16 protein-coding genes are annotated in these 17,239 nt (G+C 67.2%); 11 read left to right on the plus strand and 5 right to left on the minus strand.

Annotation, left to right across the window (positions count from 1 at the left end):
* Positions 1–1,545: transglycosylase domain-containing protein (locus tag A5698_RS13700; RefSeq protein WP_197506765.1), on the minus strand; the 1,545-nt coding region annotated here is incomplete at its 3' end.
* A 58-nt stretch (positions 1,546–1,603) separates the two neighbouring features.
* Entirely contained in the window at positions 1,604–2,029 is a 426-nt protein-coding gene (locus A5698_RS13705) for a DUF5318 domain-containing protein (protein ID WP_064421324.1), read from the minus strand.
* Between the two features lie 126 nt (positions 2,030–2,155).
* Between A5698_RS13705 and A5698_RS13710 the strand changes: the two genes are divergently transcribed.
* The 10 genes from A5698_RS13710 (at position 2,156) to A5698_RS13755 (ending at position 11,334) form a co-directional block, all read left to right on the plus strand.
* Positions 2,156–2,992 (plus strand): thioesterase family protein, encoded by an 837-nt coding sequence (locus A5698_RS13710; protein WP_068297568.1) that lies wholly within the window; start codon positions 2,156–2,158, stop codon positions 2,990–2,992.
* A gap of 34 nt (positions 2,993–3,026) precedes the next feature.
* Entirely contained in the window at positions 3,027–3,881 is an 855-nt protein-coding gene (locus A5698_RS13715; protein ID WP_068297571.1) for a DUF1707 SHOCT-like domain-containing protein, read from the plus strand.
* 121 nt (positions 3,882–4,002) lie between these two features.
* A complete protein-coding gene (locus A5698_RS13720) occupies positions 4,003–4,557 on the plus strand; it encodes a PadR family transcriptional regulator (protein ID WP_064346166.1) in 555 nt (184 codons plus the stop codon).
* A 47-nt stretch (positions 4,558–4,604) separates the two neighbouring features.
* The gene (locus A5698_RS13725) at positions 4,605–5,681 is read left to right on the plus strand and encodes an inositol-3-phosphate synthase (RefSeq protein WP_067293161.1); all 1,077 of its coding nucleotides are present in this window, start codon (positions 4,605–4,607) and stop codon (positions 5,679–5,681) included.
* A gap of 69 nt (positions 5,682–5,750) precedes the next feature.
* Positions 5,751–6,650: an Rv0045c family esterase gene (locus tag A5698_RS13730; RefSeq protein WP_068297578.1), complete on the plus strand. Its 900-nt coding sequence runs from the start codon at positions 5,751–5,753 to the stop codon at positions 6,648–6,650.
* A 45-nt stretch (positions 6,651–6,695) separates the two neighbouring features.
* Positions 6,696–7,514, plus strand: a complete 819-nt coding sequence (locus A5698_RS13735) for an LLM class F420-dependent oxidoreductase (protein ID WP_502688922.1) — start codon at positions 6,696–6,698, stop codon at positions 7,512–7,514.
* Between the two features lie 52 nt (positions 7,515–7,566).
* On the plus strand, positions 7,567–8,244 hold the full coding sequence (locus A5698_RS13740) for a GntR family transcriptional regulator (RefSeq protein ID WP_068297589.1): 678 nt from the start codon (positions 7,567–7,569) through the stop codon (positions 8,242–8,244).
* 105 nt (positions 8,245–8,349) lie between these two features.
* Complete coding sequence (locus A5698_RS13745) at positions 8,350–10,074, plus strand: ABC transporter substrate-binding protein/permease (RefSeq protein ID WP_502688923.1); 1,725 nt, start codon at positions 8,350–8,352, stop codon at positions 10,072–10,074.
* The gene (locus A5698_RS13750; RefSeq protein ID WP_068297592.1) at positions 10,074–10,817 is read left to right on the plus strand and encodes an amino acid ABC transporter ATP-binding protein; all 744 of its coding nucleotides are present in this window, start codon (positions 10,074–10,076) and stop codon (positions 10,815–10,817) included. The genes A5698_RS13745 and A5698_RS13750 overlap by 1 nt, the downstream gene beginning before the upstream one ends.
* A gap of 70 nt (positions 10,818–10,887) precedes the next feature.
* A complete protein-coding gene (locus tag A5698_RS13755; RefSeq protein ID WP_068297594.1) occupies positions 10,888–11,334 on the plus strand; it encodes a MarR family winged helix-turn-helix transcriptional regulator in 447 nt (148 codons plus the stop codon).
* Positions 11,335–11,339: 5 nt separating this feature from the next.
* Here A5698_RS13755 and ggh read toward each other — a convergent pair whose 3' ends face one another.
* On the minus strand, positions 11,340–12,680 hold the full coding sequence (gene ggh, locus A5698_RS13760) for a glucosylglycerate hydrolase (RefSeq protein WP_068297665.1): 1,341 nt from the start codon (positions 12,678–12,680) through the stop codon (positions 11,340–11,342).
* Between the two features lie 53 nt (positions 12,681–12,733).
* Here ggh and A5698_RS13765 point away from each other — a divergent pair, with 53 nt between their 5' ends.
* Positions 12,734–13,402 (plus strand): SDR family oxidoreductase, encoded by a 669-nt coding sequence (locus tag A5698_RS13765; protein WP_068297596.1) that lies wholly within the window; start codon positions 12,734–12,736, stop codon positions 13,400–13,402.
* Between the two features lie 24 nt (positions 13,403–13,426).
* Here the strand turns inward: A5698_RS13765 and A5698_RS13770 are convergent, their stop codons facing one another.
* Entirely contained in the window at positions 13,427–14,296 is an 870-nt protein-coding gene (locus A5698_RS13770) for a type IV toxin-antitoxin system AbiEi family antitoxin domain-containing protein (protein ID WP_068297599.1), read from the minus strand.
* A 98-nt stretch (positions 14,297–14,394) separates the two neighbouring features.
* Positions 14,395–17,238 carry a leucine--tRNA ligase gene (gene leuS / locus A5698_RS13775; RefSeq protein WP_068297604.1) on the minus strand — a complete coding sequence of 948 codons (2,844 nt, stop codon included), beginning with the start codon at positions 17,236–17,238 and terminating at the stop codon, positions 14,395–14,397.
* Position 17,239 lies beyond the last annotated feature (1 nt).

Here is a 17,239-nt window from a genome sequence, read left to right on the forward strand (position 1 = left end):
GAGCGCCTCGGCGATGTTGCACGTGCCGCAGCCGGCGCCCTCGACGTTGGTGATTTTGATGCCGTCGACCTCCAGCGGCGAACTGTCGACCTGGGTGCCCAGGCCCATCCCCTGCTGCAAGGCGGCGACCAACGCGAACACCTTGAACGACGACCCTGTCGGCAGACCGGCCTGGGCGAAGTCGAATCCGTTGGCGTCGCTGCCGCCGTAGTAGGCCTTCACCCCGCCGGTGCGCGGGTCGATCGACACGATCGCGGTGCGCATGTCGGGGTCTTGGCCCTCGAGGTAATCCTGCGCGGCCTCCTCGGCGGCCTTCTGCGCCTTCGGGTCGATGGTCGTGGTGATCTGCAGGCCCTCGGTGTTCAGCGTCTGCTCGGTGATGTCGAACAGTTCGAGCAGTTCCTTCTGCACCTGCCGTTCGATGAGCCCGTTCGGTCCCGTCGTCTGGTTCTGCGAGCGCGCCAGGTCTGGCGGTACGGTCGCCGGGAACACCTGCGCCGCACGCTCCTGCGGCGACAAGGCGCCGATCTCGACCATGCCGTCGAGCACCCAGTTCCACCGTGCGGTGGCGCCTTCGAGGTTGACCGCCGGGTCCAGCCCGGACGGCCGCTGGATCAGCGCGGCCAGAAGCGCACCCTCGGCGACGGTGAGGTCTTCGACCGGCTTGTTGAAGTAGGCCTTCGACGCCGCGGCGACGCCGTACGACCCGCGACCGAAATAGATGATGTTCAGATACGACTGCATCACTTGGTCTTTGGACCATTCGCCGGACATCTTCGTCGAGATGACCAGCTCCTTGGCTTTTCGGATCAGGCCGCCGACGCCCGAGCGCTCCGAACCGACGAGCGCGTTCTTGACGTACTGCTGGGTGATCGTCGAGCCACCCTGGAGGTCGCCGCCGAACAGGTTGTTCTTGATGGCGCGTGCGAAACCGGTGAACGAGAAGCCCGGGTTCGAGTAGAAGTCGCGGTCTTCTGCGGCCATCACCGCGTTGCGCACCTGCACCGGAATCTGGTCGATGTTGACGTCGACGCGATTGCCCTCGGGCGGAACGATTTTCGCCAACTCACTGCCGTCGCTGGCCAAGATCGTCGACACCTGGTTGGTGCGGATGTCTCCGGGTTTGGGGACGTCGACGATCATGTACGCCATCGCGAACGTGATGATCGGCAGCACGATGAACACCGCGGCCGCGATGAGGCCGCCGCGTCGTACCCACTTCCAGTTGATCTGGTCGGGCAGCCCGCGCCGTGGTCCCGACGGACCGCTCGGCGGTCCGCCGCCGCCGGGTGGTCGGGGCGGCGGTGGCGGGGGCGACGGTGGTTTGCGTGCCGGCGTGCCGTCCAACGCCGCCTTGACGACGTCGACGGGGTCGCGCAGGTGTGGCGGCCGGGCCTCGCGCACCGGCGGCAGGATCGAGGTGTGCCGATCGTCGGGCGGAAGCGGGCGGGTCCGCGAATCCGGCTGCGGGCGGCGCTGCGGCGCGTCGGGAGCCGGGCGGTGCGCGTCCCCGCCCTGGGATTGCTTGGGTTTCGGCGCGCTCACGCCATCAGCCCCGTGTCCGGATCGGACATCGTTGACTGACCGGTCGTGGCGCCCTTCGCTATTCACTGGCCGTGCGCGCACGGGAGCGCGCGGTCCGAGTGCCGGGTGATCCCTTGGGGGGTGGGACCGCGCCGAGCACGTATGACTTCACCAGATGATTCCAGCTGCAGGTGCGGCATACCTCCACCACGTGTACTGAGAACTCGTCGTATCGGGACGCCAGCAGAACCAACTCCTCGGCCGTTCGCGCGGAACCCGATACCGGGCCAAGATGGTCACCGAATACCCACGACACCAAGGTGAGCTGTTCCTTGCGGCAGATCGGGCACGTAACCGAACTGGGTTTGCCGTGGAATTTGGCGGCGCGCAGCAGGTACGGATTGGCGTCGCAGACCTCCGAGACACCGGTGCGTCCCGAATAGACCTCGGCCAGCAGGGACCGCCGCCGAAGTGCGTAGTCCACCACCTGTCGCTGCAATCGCACGAAGACCAGAGTACGTCGGCGATGCGACTACCGGAGCGCGACGGCACGGTCACGCCCCTCTCTAAGGTGTTTGATCTGGACCGACGGCAGTGGCGATCGGCCCTACGCAAACCTCAGGAGACTCCGATGCTGGACGGGCGCGACTTCGCCCTCGACGGAGGGCCGGACGGTGAAGGCTCGAGCCGATTCACCCGCGAGCTTCCCGAACGATGGTGCTTCGATGGCCGGGCCTTCGGCGGGTACACCTCTGCGCTCGCGCTCGCGGCGATGTTCGCGCACAGCGGCCGGCCGGCGGCGGCGTCGCTGTCGGTGACATTCGTCGACGCCGGTGCACCCGGGCCGCTTGAGCTCGAGGTCCGCAGCATCCGCGGCGGCCGCACCGCCGCGGCCGTCGAGGCAACCATCCGCCAGCGCGAACGCACGATCCTCATTGCGAGCAGCTGGTTCGCGGACGGCTGGTTGGGACCGCCGTCGGTCGATGCACCCGTCCCGTTCGAGCGCTACACGAACCCACTGCCGACGCCCGACGAGGCGCCCGCGCTGGACTGGATCGGCGAGGAGTACCCGTCGCTGCGGTTCGCCCACCGCCGTGGCGTGGACTATCCGGCCGACCTCACCCGCTTCGCCGACCGCCGCCCGGAGGTCGCGTTGTGGGTGAGCGCCGACGACGGCGACACCGCCGCGGACCCACTGCCCCACCCGCAGATCGCCGACGTCCTGCACGCCGACGCCCACCTCTTCGACGCACCGGGCAAGGTCAGCGGATTCGTCGACGCATGGCTGCTGAGCCTCGACCTCAGCCTGGTCTGGCAGCCCGGCGCGCACCTGGTGCCGTCCACCTCGTGGCGGCTGCTCGAGGCCCGCGGCTCGGTCGCCAGCGGAGGTGTATCGGCGTACGGCTCGCTGCGCGGCCGTGATGGATCGCTACTGGCCGTGATGACTTCGCAGGGTCTCATCCGCTGAGTGCTCGCTGATCAATACTTCTACGATCATCGACGTGGCGACACGGCAAACATCGGGGACGCGGGCGAAGGACAGCGACCGCAACGACACCTGCCAAATTCTCGACAGCGCGCTGAGCGAAGGCCAGCTGTCGATGACCGAGCACGGTGAACGCGTCAAGGCGGCGACCACCGCCACCACGCTCGGGGAGTTGCAGGCGCTGGTGGCCGACCTCCAGACCGACAACGCCCCGGTCCAGTTGCCCACGCTGAAGAAGCCGCGATCACTGCCGATGGCGGGCAACGGCTGGGGGCTGCGCCTCGCGGTGGCCGGAGTCCTGGTGGTGTTCGGCATCGCGATCGGCTGGGGTCTGTACGGCAACACCCCGTCGCCGCTGAACTTCACCTCCGATCCGGGCGCCAAATCCGACGGCATCACGCCCGTGGTGCTCACGCCGCCCAAGCAGTTGCACTCACTCGGCGGGCTGACGGGCCTCATCGAGCAGATGAAGCAGCGGTTCGGCGACACCAACGGCTACCGCCTGACCGTTTACCCGGACTACGCGTCGCTGACCCGGCCCGATCCCACCGAGGAGCGCCGCGAGCTGAACTACACCTACCGCGGCGGCTGGGACGATCCCTCGTCGAGCTCCAAGACCAGCGACGCCGTCGAGGTCGACCTGAGCAAGTTCGACGCCAAGGCCGTCGTGGGCGTGCTGCGCGGGGCGCCCGAGACGCTCGGCATCAAACCCGACGATGTCACCAGCACCTACCTGACCATCGATCCGAGCACCGACCCCACAACGCCCGCGGCCGTGGCGGTCGACATTTACGTCTCCAGCGACTACGGCAGCGGCTACATCGAGCTTGCCGGCGACGGCCGGGTCAAGCAGATCCACTACCCCGGCTGACGCCCTGGCGTTCGCCCGACGGTCACCCGAAGTTCGCGCCGAATATATCGGCGCGATACTATGGTGCGAGGTGTCGGACCGCCGTAACGGACGATCTGCGATTTTGGAGGGGGTGCCCACGGTGCTGGAACTCGCCATCCTGGGACTCCTGCTGGAATCGCCGATGCACGGCTACGAACTTCGCAAGCGATTGACGGGGTTGCTCGGCGCCTTCCGCGCATTTTCGTACGGATCGCTGTATCCGGCCTTGCGGCGCATGCAGAACGACGGCCTGATCGTCGAGGACGCGGCGCCGGACGGCACCCCGAAGATGCGTCGGGCCAGGCGCGTCTACCAGCTGACCGAGAAGGGCAAGCAGCGCTTCTCCGAGCTGGTGGCCGACACGGGCCCACAGAACTTCTCCGACGACGGATTTGGTGTCCATCTCGCCTTCTTCAACCGCACCCCGGCCGAGGCCCGGATGCGGATCTTGGAGGGGCGTCGTCGTCAGGTGGAGGAACGCCGCGAGGGTCTGCGTGAAGCCGTCGCGCGGGCTAGCAGCTCGATCGACCGCTACACCCGGCAGCTCCATCAGCTCGGGTTGGAGTCGAGCGAGCGCGAAGTGAAATGGCTCAACGAGTTGATAGCGGCGGAGCGTCTGAGCCAAGGGCGCTCAGACAACACAGTGCAGCCCTAGGCAGAACCGAACCAAGTACGACAGGGATTACGAAGGGAAGAGTCGTCATGTCATCCAACGGAGAGGTGCGGGTCGCGATTGTCGGCGTGGGCAACTGCGCATCGTCGCTCGTACAGGGCGTTCAGTACTACCACGATGCCGACGAGACGGCGACCGTGCCCGGCCTGATGCATGTGCGCCTCGGCCCGTACCACGTGCGCGACGTCAAGTTCGTCGCCGCCTTCGACGTCGACGCCAAGAAGGTCGGCTTCGACCTGTCCGAGGCGATCTTCGCGTCGGAGAACAACACCATCAAGATCGCCGATGTGCCGCCGCTGAACGTCACCGTGCAGCGCGGCCCGACGCTCGACGGGATCGGCAAGTACTACGCCGACACCATCGAGGTCTCCGACTCCGATCCGGTCGACGTCGTCAAGGCCCTCAAGGAGGCCGAGGTCGACGTCCTGGTGTCCTACCTCCCGGTGGGCTCGGAGGAGGCCGACAAGTTCTACGCCCAGTGCGCGATCGACGCCGGGGTGGCGTTCGTGAACGCGCTGCCGGTGTTCATCGCATCCGACCCGGAGTGGGCGAAGAAGTTCACCGACGCCGGGGTTCCGATCGTCGGCGACGACATCAAGAGCCAGATCGGCGCGACGATCACGCACCGCGTGATGGCCAAGCTGTTCGAGGACCGCGGCGTGCAACTCGATCGCACCATGCAGCTCAACGTCGGCGGCAACATGGACTTCCTCAACATGCTCGAGCGTGAGCGGCTGGAGTCGAAGAAGATCTCCAAGACCCAGGCCGTGACGAGCAACCTGCAGCGCGAGTTCAAGACCAAGGACGTCCACATCGGCCCGTCCGATCACGTCGGCTGGCTCGACGACCGCAAGTGGGCCTACGTCCGGCTCGAGGGCCGTGCGTTCGGCGACGTGCCGTTGAACCTGGAGTACAAGCTCGAGGTGTGGGATTCGCCGAACTCGGCCGGCGTCATCATCGACGCCGTGCGCGCGGCGAAGATCGCCAAGGACCGCGGCATCGGCGGCCCGGTCGAGGCGGCCTCGGCGTATCTGATGAAGAGCCCGCCCAAGCAGCTTCCGGACGACATCGCCCGGGCGCAGCTCGAGACCTTCATCGAGGGCTAACTCTCTAACCGCGAATTGTGGAGTCCCGCCGCTGGGGCTCCACATTTCGCGTTTTGTAGGGTTTTTCCCGTGAGCGAGATATCCGCAGACGACGAACTGGCAGCGCTCGACGAGTTCATCTTCCTCGAGGAGAACGCGCGGCAGGCCGGTATCGAGACGGTGCCGCGCGCCCAACGCATCGACTCCGGATCCATCAGCGCGCTCAAGTTCGGCGAGGCGTCGCCGCGGGTGGTGTTCCTGCACGGCGGCGGTCAGAACGCACACACCTGGGACACCGTTATCGTCGGCCTCGGTGAGCCGGCGCTCGCCGTCGATCTGCCCGGACACGGCCGTTCGGCCTGGCGGGAGGACGGCGACTACGGGCCGAAGAGCAATGCCGTCGCGATCGAACCCGTCGTACGTTCACTGGCTCCGCAGGCCGATCTCGTCGTCGGGATGTCGTTGGGCGGGCTGACCGCGTTGCGCCTGGCCGTGGAGTCGCCGGATCTGGTGCGCCGCCTGGTGCTCGTCGACGTGACGCCGTCGGCGCCCGAGCGGCACACCGAGATGACCGACGCCCAGAAGGGCACCGTCGCCCTGGTGCAGGGCGATCGCATCTTCCCCTCGTTCGACGCGATGCTGCAGAAGACGGTCGCCGCGGCGCCGCACCGTGACCGGGAGTCGTTGCGGCGCGGGGTGTTCCACAACGCCCGCCGGCTCGAGGACGGCACGTGGACCTGGCGGTACGACGAGATGCGCAAGGGTGAGGGGTTCGAGGGGCTGTGGGACGACGTCCCCCGGCTGGAGGTGACGACGACGTTGGTGCGCGGCGCCAACTCGTTCTTCGTCAACGACGACGACGCGGCCGAGTTCGCCCGTCGCGCACCGGGATTCAAAGATGTGCAGATCGTCGAGGACTCCGGACACTCGGTGCAGAGCGATCAGCCGCGCAAGTTGATCGAGATCCTGCGGTCGGTGCTCGCGGAGTAGGCGAATCCGCCCGACGTTTGGCGAACGGGAATATCCCGGCGTGATCTGGGTTACAGATACGTCGTGAGCTACCCAATCCGCATCGGCGTGCAGCTGCAGCCGCAACATTCCCCGAAATACAGCCATATCCGCGACGCGGTCCGACGGTGTGAAGACCTCGGCGTCGACGTCGCCTTCAACTGGGACCACTTCTTCCCGCTGTACGGCGACCCCGACGGCGCCCACTACGAATGCTGGACCATGCTCGGCGCCTGGGCCGAGCAGACGTCGCGCATCGAGATCGGCGCGCTGGTGACCTGCAACTCGTACCGCAATCCCGAACTGCTGGCCGACATGGCGCGCACCGTCGACCACATCAGCGACGGCCGCCTGATCCTGGGCATCGGTTCGGGTTGGAAGCAGAAGGATTACGACGAGTACGGTTACGAGTTCGGCACCGCCGGCAGCCGGCTCGATGACCTGGCCGCGGCCATGCCCCGCATCACGTCGCGGTTTGCCAAGCTCAATCCGCAACCCACCCGCGACATCCCCGTCCTGATCGGCGGCGGCGGCGAGAAGAAGACCCTGCGCCTGGTCGCGGAGTACGGCGACATCTGGCACAGCTTTTCCGACAGCAGCGAATATCCGCGCAAGGCCGAGGTTTTGGCCGGACACTGCGCCGACGTGGGTCGCGACCCGCAGGCCATCGAACGCTCCGCCGGCGTTTCGGGCAAGACGGCCGAGGCGCTGATCGCCGAGGCCGATGCACTGGCCTCACTCGGGGTCACCATGCTGACCGTCGGTGTCAACGGACCCGACTACGACCTGTCCGAAGCCGAGGCGTTGGTGCGGTGGCGCGACCGCCGCCGAAATGAAGGCGGCTGAAGCGGCGTAACCCCTCCCGGCGGGGCGTGGTTAGTGAGAGACTGTCGCCGCCATGCCCAAGAAGTATGGGGTCAAGGAAAAAGACCTTGTGGTCGCGCACGTCGTGAACCTGGTCCTGACCGGCAAACTGCGGTCGGGCGATCGAATCGACCGCAACGAGATCGCGCAGGAACTCGGGTTGTCACGCGTGCCGATTCAAGAGGCCGTCGTGCAGATGGAACACGACGGCATCTTGTCCACCCGGTACCACCGTGGCGCCTTCGTCGAACGCTTTGACGAAGCCTTCGTGCGCGAACACCACGAACTGCACGGCTTCCTGACCGGCATTGCGTCCGCGCGCGCCGCCGCCGATCCGGAGCACCGCGCCGTGGGCCGACTGGGCGCGTTGACCGACACCTTGCGCAGCACCCGTGACTCACGCGCCTTCTATGACGCGGCCTGGCAGTACCGCACCGTGATCACCGACGAGTACGCGGGCCCGCGGCTGACGGCGCTGATCCGGTCGGTGCAGGCGTTCACACCTCGGGCGTTCTGGGTTCAGTACCTCAGCGACCACGACGAGATGCTGCCGTACTACGAGGACGAGACCGCCGCGATCGGCCGCGGCGACGAAGAGGCCGCACGCACCGCGTGTGTGTCCCGCAGCGAGACGATGGGCCGCATCATGGTCAACGAGCTGGTGCGACGGGGAGTGCTGCGCGGCGCGGGCGCCTCATCGGTGGCGTTCTGACCGAGCCCAAGTCGGCGTGACCGCGCCATTGCCGGTTACGTTGCACAGATGACCCCGTTCATGCGGCTCTGCAGAACCTCCGCCGTTGCGCTCGTGGCGGTGCTGATGATCGGCGTCAGCCTGGCCGGACCCGCGCACGCCAATGTCGACCAGTGCGCACCACCCGGTGTCGAAAGCGCCAGCGCGCTGCCGACCAATCTTGCCGCAGCTGCGACCGGCACCGAGCAAGACCGCTACACCACCCCGGGCGTCGAACCTCTGTCTGCGATCAACGTCGACGCACTGGGGTTGATCCAGCCCGGCACCCTGACCGTCGGCACCCTGTCGGATGCGCCGCCGAGCATCTGCATCGACTCCGCCGGGCAGTTCACCGGCTTCGACAACGAGGTGCTGCGCGCCGTCGCCGACAAACTGGGCCTGCGGATCAACTTCGTCGGCACCGAATTCTCCGGCCTGCTCGCCCAGGTCGCGGCGCGACGCTTCGACGTGGGGTCTTCGTCGATCACCACCACCGAGCCTCGTCGGCGCACGGTCGGTTTCACCAACGGCTATGACTTCGGCTACTTTTCGCTCGTCGTGCCCACCGGATCGCCGATCACCGGCTTCGACAAGCTGGGCCCGGTACAGCGCATCGGCGTGGTGCAGGGCACCGTGCAGGAGTCCTACGTCATCGACACCTTAGGTCTGCAGCCGGTCAAGTACCCCGATTACAACACCGTCTACGCGAGCCTGAAAACGCGGCAGATCGACGCGTGGGTGGCACCGTCGCAACAGGCGTCGGGCACCGTGCAGCCCGGCGATCCGGCCGAGATCATCGAAAACACCTTCAGCTTGGACAATTTCGTCGCATGGGCGGTGGCCAAGGAGAACCGGCCGCTGATCGACGCGTTGAACTCCGGGCTGGACGCGGTGATCGCAGACGGCACCTGGGCGCGGCTGTACTCGGAGTGGGTACCCCGCGCGCTGCCGCCGGGATGGAAGCCGGGCTCGAAGGCCGCTCCCCCGCCGCAGCTGCCGGACTTCAACGCGATCGCCGCCGAGAATCAACAGGCACCGTCCGGACCCGCAGCACCGAAATCAGCGCTGTCGCAACTGAAGGACGCGTTCCTCAACTGGGACCTGTACCGCCAGGCCATTCCGGATCTGCTCAAGACCGGCCTGCCGAACACCCTGATCCTGACCGTCAGCGCCGCCGTCATCGGACTGGTGCTGGGAATGCTGCTGGCGGTCGCGGGGATCTCCCGGCACCGCTGGCTGCGCTGGCCCGCACGCGTGTACACCGATATCTTCCGCGGCCTGCCCGAGGTGGTCATCATCCTCCTGATCGGCCTCGGGGTGGGCCCGGTCGTGGGTGGGCTGACCGGAAACAACCCCTACCCGCTGGGCATTGCGGCGCTCGGGTTGATGGCCGCGGCGTACGTCGGTGAGATCTTCCGGTCCGGCATCCAGAGCGTCGAACCGGGTCAGCTGGAAGCCTCACGCGCACTGGGCTTCTCGTACACCTCGTCGATGCGGCTGGTGGTGGTGCCGCAGGGTGTGCGGCGGGTGCTGCCGGCGCTGATGAACCAGTTCATCTCGCTGCTGAAGGCCTCGTCGCTGGTGTACTTCCTGGGTCTGGTGGCCAACCAGCGTGAGCTGTTCCAGGTGGGGCGCGACCTCAACGCCCAGACCGGCAACCTGTCACCGCTGGTGGCCGCGGGCTTGTTCTACCTTCTGTTGACGGTGCCGCTGACGCATCTGGTCAACTACATCGACAACCGGTTGCGCCGCGGGCGAAAGCCCTCCGAGGAGGACCCGCTTCCCGTGGCCGCGTCCCAGGAGATGATCTGATGAGCGCGACGAGTTTCGATCCGGTGTCGCTGAGCGCCAACGATATTCATCTCGCGTTCGGCCCGAACGCCGTGTTGCAGGGAGTGGACATCGACGTGCCCGCGGGCACCACGACGGCGGTGATCGGGCCGTCGGGGTCGGGGAAGTCCACGCTGTTGCGCACGCTGAACCGGCTCTACGAACCCGGTCGCGGCGACATCCTGCTCGACGGTCGTTCGGTGCTCGGCGACAATCCCGACCAATTGCGCCAGCGCATCGGGATGGTCTTCCAGAGTTTCAACCTGTTCCCGCACCGCAGCGTGCTGGACAACGTGACGCTCGCGCCACGCAAGCTCAAGCGGCTCAACGCCGACGAGGCCCGCGAGCTGGGGCTGGCGCAACTGGACCGCGTCGGCCTGCGCAACAAGGCCGACGTGCGGCCGACGACGCTGTCCGGGGGTCAGCAGCAGCGGGTGGCGATCGCGCGAGCGTTGGCGATGGCACCGCAGGTGATGTTCTTCGATGAGGCGACGTCGGCGCTGGACCCCGAGTTGGTCAAGGGCATCCTCGCTCTGATCGCCGACCTCGGGGCCGACGGGATGACGATGGTCGTGGTTACCCACGAGATGGGCTTCGCCCGGTCGACGTCGGACGCGGTGGTGTTCATGGACTACGGCAAGGTGGTCGAGGCCGGTCCGCCGGAGAAGGTCTTCGAGGCGGCCGAGACCGAACGACTGCAGCGCTTCCTGTCGCAGGTGCTCTGATCCGGCGGTTTTCAACTAACGCGTCCGTCACGCATCCTGGCACCGCATGACAGGTTAGACTGCCGAAATTATGGCGGAAGTCGTCGAACCGCAGGTCGCGGAGCTGTCAGGAGAGCTGCAGCGGGTTCTCTCGCGGGTTTTCTCCGTCCTGCGGCGCAGCGACACCAGCCGCAATGACGCCGGTGACCTCACGCTGGCCCAGCTGTCGATCCTGCTGACCCTCCTCGAGCAGGGCCCGATGCGGATGACGGATCTGGCCGCCCACGAACGCGTGCGCACGCCCACGACGACCGTCGCGATCCGCCGGCTGGAGAAGCTGGGCCTCGTCAAACGCTCCCGGGACCCCTCTGACCTGCGTGCGGTGCTCGTCGATATCACTCCGGAGGGACGCGCCCAACACCAGGATGCGCTCGAGGTGCGGCGCGCGCATCTGGCCAGCCTGTTGGCCAAGTTGAGCCCGGAAGATCTTGAGACGCTGACCAGGGCCATCGACCCGCTCGAGCGGTTGGCCGAGTAGCGGCTTCACCCCAGCCAGTCCAAAACCGCGGCCGCGGTCCACGACTGCTGCATGCTGCCCAGCGGCTCGCCGGTGAACGGTTCGTAGTACTCGGCGAAGGTGCCGTCGCTGACCTGGCGCAGACCTTCCTGGCGCAGCAGCCGGGCGCGTTCGGCCCAGCCGCGGCGCGCGAAGCACCAGGAGAACAGCCACGTCATCACCGGCCAGACCGGTCCGCGCCAGTACTCGCGCGGCCGGAAGTCCCGCGACACCGGTGACGTCGACGGGATGCTGGCGTACTTCAGGTCCGGGTGCGCGCAGAACCGCGGGCCCTCGAGAAGTTTTACCAGGGCGCGTTCCCTGTCGTGCGGCAGCCCGCCGCACAGCAGCGGGGCGAACTGCGCGACCGTCTCGGTGGCCACCCACTTGCCGGTCCTGAGATCGAAATCTCTTGCGGCGCCTGATCTCCCGTCGGTGGCATCGATGACTCCCTCGCGGAACCGCTTACCCCATGCGTAGAGGTCGCGGACGTCGGCGCGCGGTCGGCCGTAGTCTTCGCCGATCTCGGCCAGCACGTCGCAGGCCACCGCGAGGATCGCCGATACGAATACGTCCTCGACCGCGAAACTCATGACCTTGGGCAGCAATTCGTCGTCGTATCGCGCCGACTTCATCTCCTCGAGCAACCACAGGTAACGGTCGTACTCGAGGTCGGAGGGGCGTTGGGTGGCGTCGGTGACGATCGTGTTGTCCTCGCGCTGGTATTCAGGGACATTGCCCGGAATCACGTTGGCGTAGGCGCTGTCCCAACGCGGCGAGTTGTCCATGCCGGACTCCCAGCCGTGATACAGCGTGACCCGGCCGCGCTCCTTGGGGTCGCGGGCCTCGGCGAGCCAGCGGTGCCAGCGGACCAGGTCGGACCAGCGCCGGTCGAGGAACGCCTCGGCGACTGCGCGGGTGGACCGGCCGCGGGTACGGGCGTGATCGAGGATGCGCTGCACGGCGATCGCGTGCACCGGCGGCTGGGTGATGCCGGAGGTGTGGCGGTTGCGCGGTGCGTGCGCGGCGAGCGCGGACGTCGCCCAGCGCGCCGGGCCGGGGAAGTAGCCGTCGACACCGTTGGCGAACACGATGTGCGGGATCATCCCGTTGGTCCACTGCGCCGAGAGCAGCGTGTCGAGTTCGACGACGGAGCGCTCGACGCTCAGCGGGGCCAACCCGATCGCCACGAACGCCGCGTCCCAGCTCCACATGTGCGGGTACAGCAGCGGGGCGGCGGTGGTCATTGTGCCCAGGTCATTGCCCCGCAGCAGATATGCGGCGCGGGCCGCGAGCTGGGTCGGGGCGAAGCTGTGGTCGATGGGCATCGTGTCCATGATGCGACGGTTCGCCGCGATACGCAGGTCGGTAGGGTTTCGACATGCCGACCGCGATGATCACGGGCGCCTCGCGAGGGCTCGGTACGGCGATTGCGCGTGCGCTCGCCGACAGTCACACGTTGTTCCTGGCGGGGCGACCGTCGGCCGCGCTCGACGAGGTGGCCGCCGAGTTCGGCGCGACGACGTGGCCGATCGACCTGTCCGATGTGTCGGGCATCGAGGCCGCGGTCGAGCCGATCGTCGAGCTGGATGTGTTGATCCACAACGCGGGTGTGGCCTTTCCGGGGCGGGTCGCCGAGTCGACCGTCGACGAATGGCGCACCACCATGGACGTCAATGTCATTGGGGCGGTGGCGCTTACGCTCGCGCTGCTGCCTGCGTTGCGGGCTCCGCGCGGACACGTGCTGTTCGTTAACTCGGGGTCGGGTATCAACGCCTCGCCGGGGCTGGCGTCGTATTCGGCGAGCAAGTTCGCGCTGCGGTCGTTCGCCGACTCGCTGCGCAACGACGAAGCGTCGCTGCGGGTGACGTCCGTGCATCCGGGGCGGATCGCCACCGAGATGCAGGAGGGGCTGGTCGCCTACGAAGGCGGCGAGTACGACCCGTCGCGGTTCCTGAGCCCGGAGAGCGTGGCGAAGGTCATCGCCGATGCGGTGCACACACCGCAGGACGCTCACGTGCACGAGGTCGTCGTCCGCCCCCGCAAGTAGCGATTTCGGTGCACTACCGATCGCTCAGCGACTCGTAGCGCACCGAAATGCCTCGCAGATCGTGGTGATCACTCGCTCGGGATAGACGGTCAGGTCCAGCCAAGTGAAGCGCAGCACCTGCCAGCCGAGCAGCGCTATCGCATTCTGCCGCTTTCGGTCGATCTGGAAGGCGTCGGCGTCTGAGTGAAAGGCCCAGCCGTCGGTCTCCAGCGCGATCTTGGCGCCCGGGAAAGCCACGTCGACCTTATAGCCGCCGAGGGGAAAGTTCGCCTTCCATCCAGTAATCCCCGCCTCCCGCAATAGTTTGATGAGCAGCCGTTCGGCGGCGGAGCGCGCGTCATCGGCGGCTGCTTGCAACAGGATTCGCGCGGCAGGTGATCCGTAGCGACCCTTGTTCCGAAGTTGAGTACGCCACAGAGCGCGCAGGTCAACGTGTCGCTGCAGAGCACTGTCCATCAGCTTGGCCCCGTCCCGGCGCTGCGTCGCCGCTTCGAGCACCGTCAACGGCTTCGCAGTGGCGCGCAGGCGACGCACTTCGACGACATCTCTCGGGTCGAGGTTGCGCCGCCGTAGCCGAGTACCGCTGTGGCAGCGCCCGGTGGCGGTCCGCCCCATGGTGACCTCGACGATGTCCGGCGCGAAGTGCGTCAGCCCGTGCCACCACGCCGCGGTAAGGCCACTGGCGACCGCATTCTCGCCGTAGCCCCAGACTCCCGCGCGCACCCGCGCAGCATCGGTGAACTCGCGGTTGTCCGCGAAGTACACACCTTTCGCGCACCGCCTCCATTGGCCGGCCCGCACCCGGCGCTGTACCGACTGATCGCTGAGACCCGCCTGTCTAGCCTGAGCGGACGTCACGACACCGTCCTGGACGCGCAAATACTCCGGAAGCACGCATGTTGGACGCACGCGAGACTCGTACCGGTTCCCCGCCGAGCGATTTGGGTGCGCAATCGATCGCTCAGCGACGGGTAGCGCACCGAAATCACAAGTCACACGACGATGTTGACCAGGCGGCCCGCCACCACGATGACCTTCTTCGGTGTCGCACCGTTGATGAACGCCTGCACCTTCTCGTCGGCCAACGCGGCCGCTTCGAGCGTGTCGGCGTCCGCGTCCGCCGCGACCGTCACCCGTCCGCGCACCTTCCCGTTCACCTGCACGGGGTATTCGACGGTGTCCTCGACGAGGTACTGCGGGTCGGCCACGGGGAACGGTCCGTGCGCCAGCGGCTGGTCGTGGCCCAGTCGTCGCCACAGCTCCTCCGCCAGATGCGGGGCGAGCGGCGCGACCATCAACACCAGCGGCTCCAACGCCGCACGCGCGGTCACGCCCTGTTTGGTCAGGTGGTTCGTGTACTCGATGAGTTTAGCCGCCGCGGTGTTGTTGCGCAGGTTCGTGTAATCGTCGGACACGCCGGCGATGGTGCGGTGCAACAACTTCAGCGTCTGGTCGTCGATGGCCTCGTGTTCGACGACGCGAGTGTCGCCGGTCTCCTCGTCGACCACCAGCCGCCATACCCGCTGCAGGAACCGGTGTGCGCCGACGACGTCCTTGGTGGCCCACGGCCGCGACGCCTCCAGCGGGCCCATCGACATCTCGTACACCCGCAGGGTGTCGGCGCCGTAGTTGTCGCAGATCTCGTCCGGCGACACGGAGTTCTTCAGGCTCTTGCCGATCTTTCCGAACTCCTGGAACACCTCGATCTCACCGTCGGGACCGTCCCAGTAGAACTTCCCCTCGCGCTCAACGACTTCCGCGGCGGGGACGTACGCGCCGCGCGAGTCGGTGTACGCGAACGCCTGGATGTAGCCCTGGTTCACCAGCCTGCGGTACGGCTCGAGTGAGGTGACGTGCCCGAGGTCGTGCAGCACCTTGTGCCAGAACCGGCAGTACAGCAGGTGCAACACCGCGTGTTCGACGCCGCCGACGTAGAGGTCGACACCGCCGGGGTCCTGCGCGCCGTGTTCGTCCGGACGCGGCCCCATCCAATAGGCCTCGTTCTCCTTGGCGCACATCTCGTTCGGGTTGTGCGGGTCGGTGTAGCGCAGCTCGTACCACGAGCTCGCGGCCCACTGCGGCATGACGTTGGTGTCGCGGGTGTAGGGCTTGAGCCCGTCGCCGAGGTCCAGCTCGACGTTCACCCATGACGTGGCCTTGCCCAGCGGCGGTGACGGTTCACTGTCGGCGTCGTCGGGGTCGAACAGCACCGGCGAGTAGTCGGGAACGTCGGGCAGCTCGACCGGCAGCGCGGACTCCGGCAGCGGATGCGCGCGGCCATCGGCGTCATAGACGATGGGGAACGGTTCGCCCCAATACCGTTGCCGCGCGAAAAGCCAGTCCCGCAGCTTGTACTCGACGCGCGGCTGGGCGCGGCCCGCTTCGGCCAGGCGCGTCGTGATCGCCTCCTTGGCCGACGCGATGCTCAACCCGTTGAGGTAGTCGGAGTTCACGATCTCGCCGTCGCCGGTGTACGCGGCTTCCGAGATGTCGCCGCCGGCAACTACTTCCACGATGGGCAGGCCGAACTCGTTGGCGAACTCCCAGTCACGCTGGTCGTGTCCTGGCACCGCCATGATGGCCCCGGTGCCGTACCCAAGCAGCACATAGTCGGCAATGAACACCGGGACCCGTTGTCCGTTCGCGGGATTCGTCGCGTACGCGCCGACGAACACGCCGGTCTTGGTCTTGTTCTCCTGGCGCTCCAGGTCCGACTTCGCCGCGATCGCCGAGCGGTAGGCGGCCACTGCCTCGGCCGGCGTCGCCGCGCCGTACGTCCAGCGCTCGTCGACATCGGCGGGCCACGCATCGGCCACCAGCCTGTCGACGAGTTCGTGCTCGGGCGCCAGCACCATGTACGTCGCGCCGAACAGCGTGTCCGGCCGGGTGGTGAACACCTCGATGTCGCCGGCGTCGGTGTCGAACAGGACCGCCGCGCCGGTCGAGCGGCCGATCCAGTTGCGCTGCATGGTCTTGACCTTCTCCGGCCAGTCCAGCAGTTCGAGATCGTCGAGCAGGCGGTCGGAGTATTCGGTGATGCGCATCATCCACTGCCGCAACCGTTTCCGGAACACCGGGAAATTGCCTCGTTCGCTGCGGCCGTCGGAGGTGACCTCCTCGTTGGCCAGCACTGTGCCCAGCCCCGGGCACCAGTTCACCAGCGAGTCGGCCCGGTAGACCAACCGGTAGGTGTCGATGACGTCGGCGCGCTCGGACGTCGAGAGCTCCGACCAGGCCCGGCCGTCGTCGAGTGCTCGGGTCCCGGCTTCGAACTGCTCGATCAACTCCGCGATCGGCCGGGCCTTCTGCGCGTCCCGGTCGAACCACGCGTTGTAGATCTGCAGAAAGATCCACTGCGTCCACTTGTAGTAATCGACGTCGGTGGTGGCGAAGCTGCGTCGAGGGTCGTGCCCGAAGCCCAGCCGCCCCAGCTGACGCTTGAAGTTGACGATGTTGGCCTCTGTCCGGATGCGCGGATGCGTCCCGGTCTGGATGGCGTACTGTTCCGCGGGCAGCCCGAACGCGTCAAATCCCAAGGCGTGCAACACGTTGCGCCCGGTCATCCGGAAGTACCTGGCGTAGACGTCGGTAGCGATGTAACCCAGCGGGTGCCCGACGTGCAGGCCCTCGCCCGAGGGGTACGGGAACATGTCCTGGACGAACATCTTGTCGGCGGGCACCGGCGAACCGTCGGTCGGCGCCAGCGACCCCACAGGGTTCGGCACGTTGAAGGTCCCCGCGTCGGCCCACCGCTGCTGCCAGGTGCGCTCGATCTGCCCGGCCAGCTCCGCGGTGTAACGGTGCTGCGGGGTGTCTGTGGTCGGCGCTTCTGTCACG

Origin of the sequence: Mycobacterium sp. E136, assembly GCF_001666865.1 — a bacterium.
Lineage (GTDB): Bacteria > Actinomycetota > Actinomycetes > Mycobacteriales > Mycobacteriaceae > Mycobacterium.

What these genes read in the sequence shown, in the direction of transcription:
- ggh (WP_068297665.1), bottom strand. Translation starts at nt 12,680, where the DNA reads ATGCCCATCGACCACAGCTTCGCCCCGACCCAGCTCGCGGCCCGCGCC.
- A5698_RS13710 (WP_068297568.1), top strand. Translation starts at nt 2,156, where the DNA reads ATGCTGGACGGGCGCGACTTCGCCCTCGACGGAGGGCCGGACGGTGAA.
- A5698_RS13750 (WP_068297592.1), top strand. Translation starts at nt 10,074, where the DNA reads ATGAGCGCGACGAGTTTCGATCCGGTGTCGCTGAGCGCCAACGATATT.
- A5698_RS13745 (WP_502688923.1), top strand. Translation starts at nt 8,350, where the DNA reads ATGATCGGCGTCAGCCTGGCCGGACCCGCGCACGCCAATGTCGACCAG.
- A5698_RS13755 (WP_068297594.1), top strand. Translation starts at nt 10,888, where the DNA reads ATGGCGGAAGTCGTCGAACCGCAGGTCGCGGAGCTGTCAGGAGAGCTG.
- A5698_RS13725 (WP_067293161.1), top strand. Translation starts at nt 4,605, where the DNA reads ATGTCATCCAACGGAGAGGTGCGGGTCGCGATTGTCGGCGTGGGCAAC.
- A5698_RS13765 (WP_068297596.1), top strand. Translation starts at nt 12,734, where the DNA reads ATGCCGACCGCGATGATCACGGGCGCCTCGCGAGGGCTCGGTACGGCG.
- A5698_RS13740 (WP_068297589.1), top strand. Translation starts at nt 7,567, where the DNA reads ATGCCCAAGAAGTATGGGGTCAAGGAAAAAGACCTTGTGGTCGCGCAC.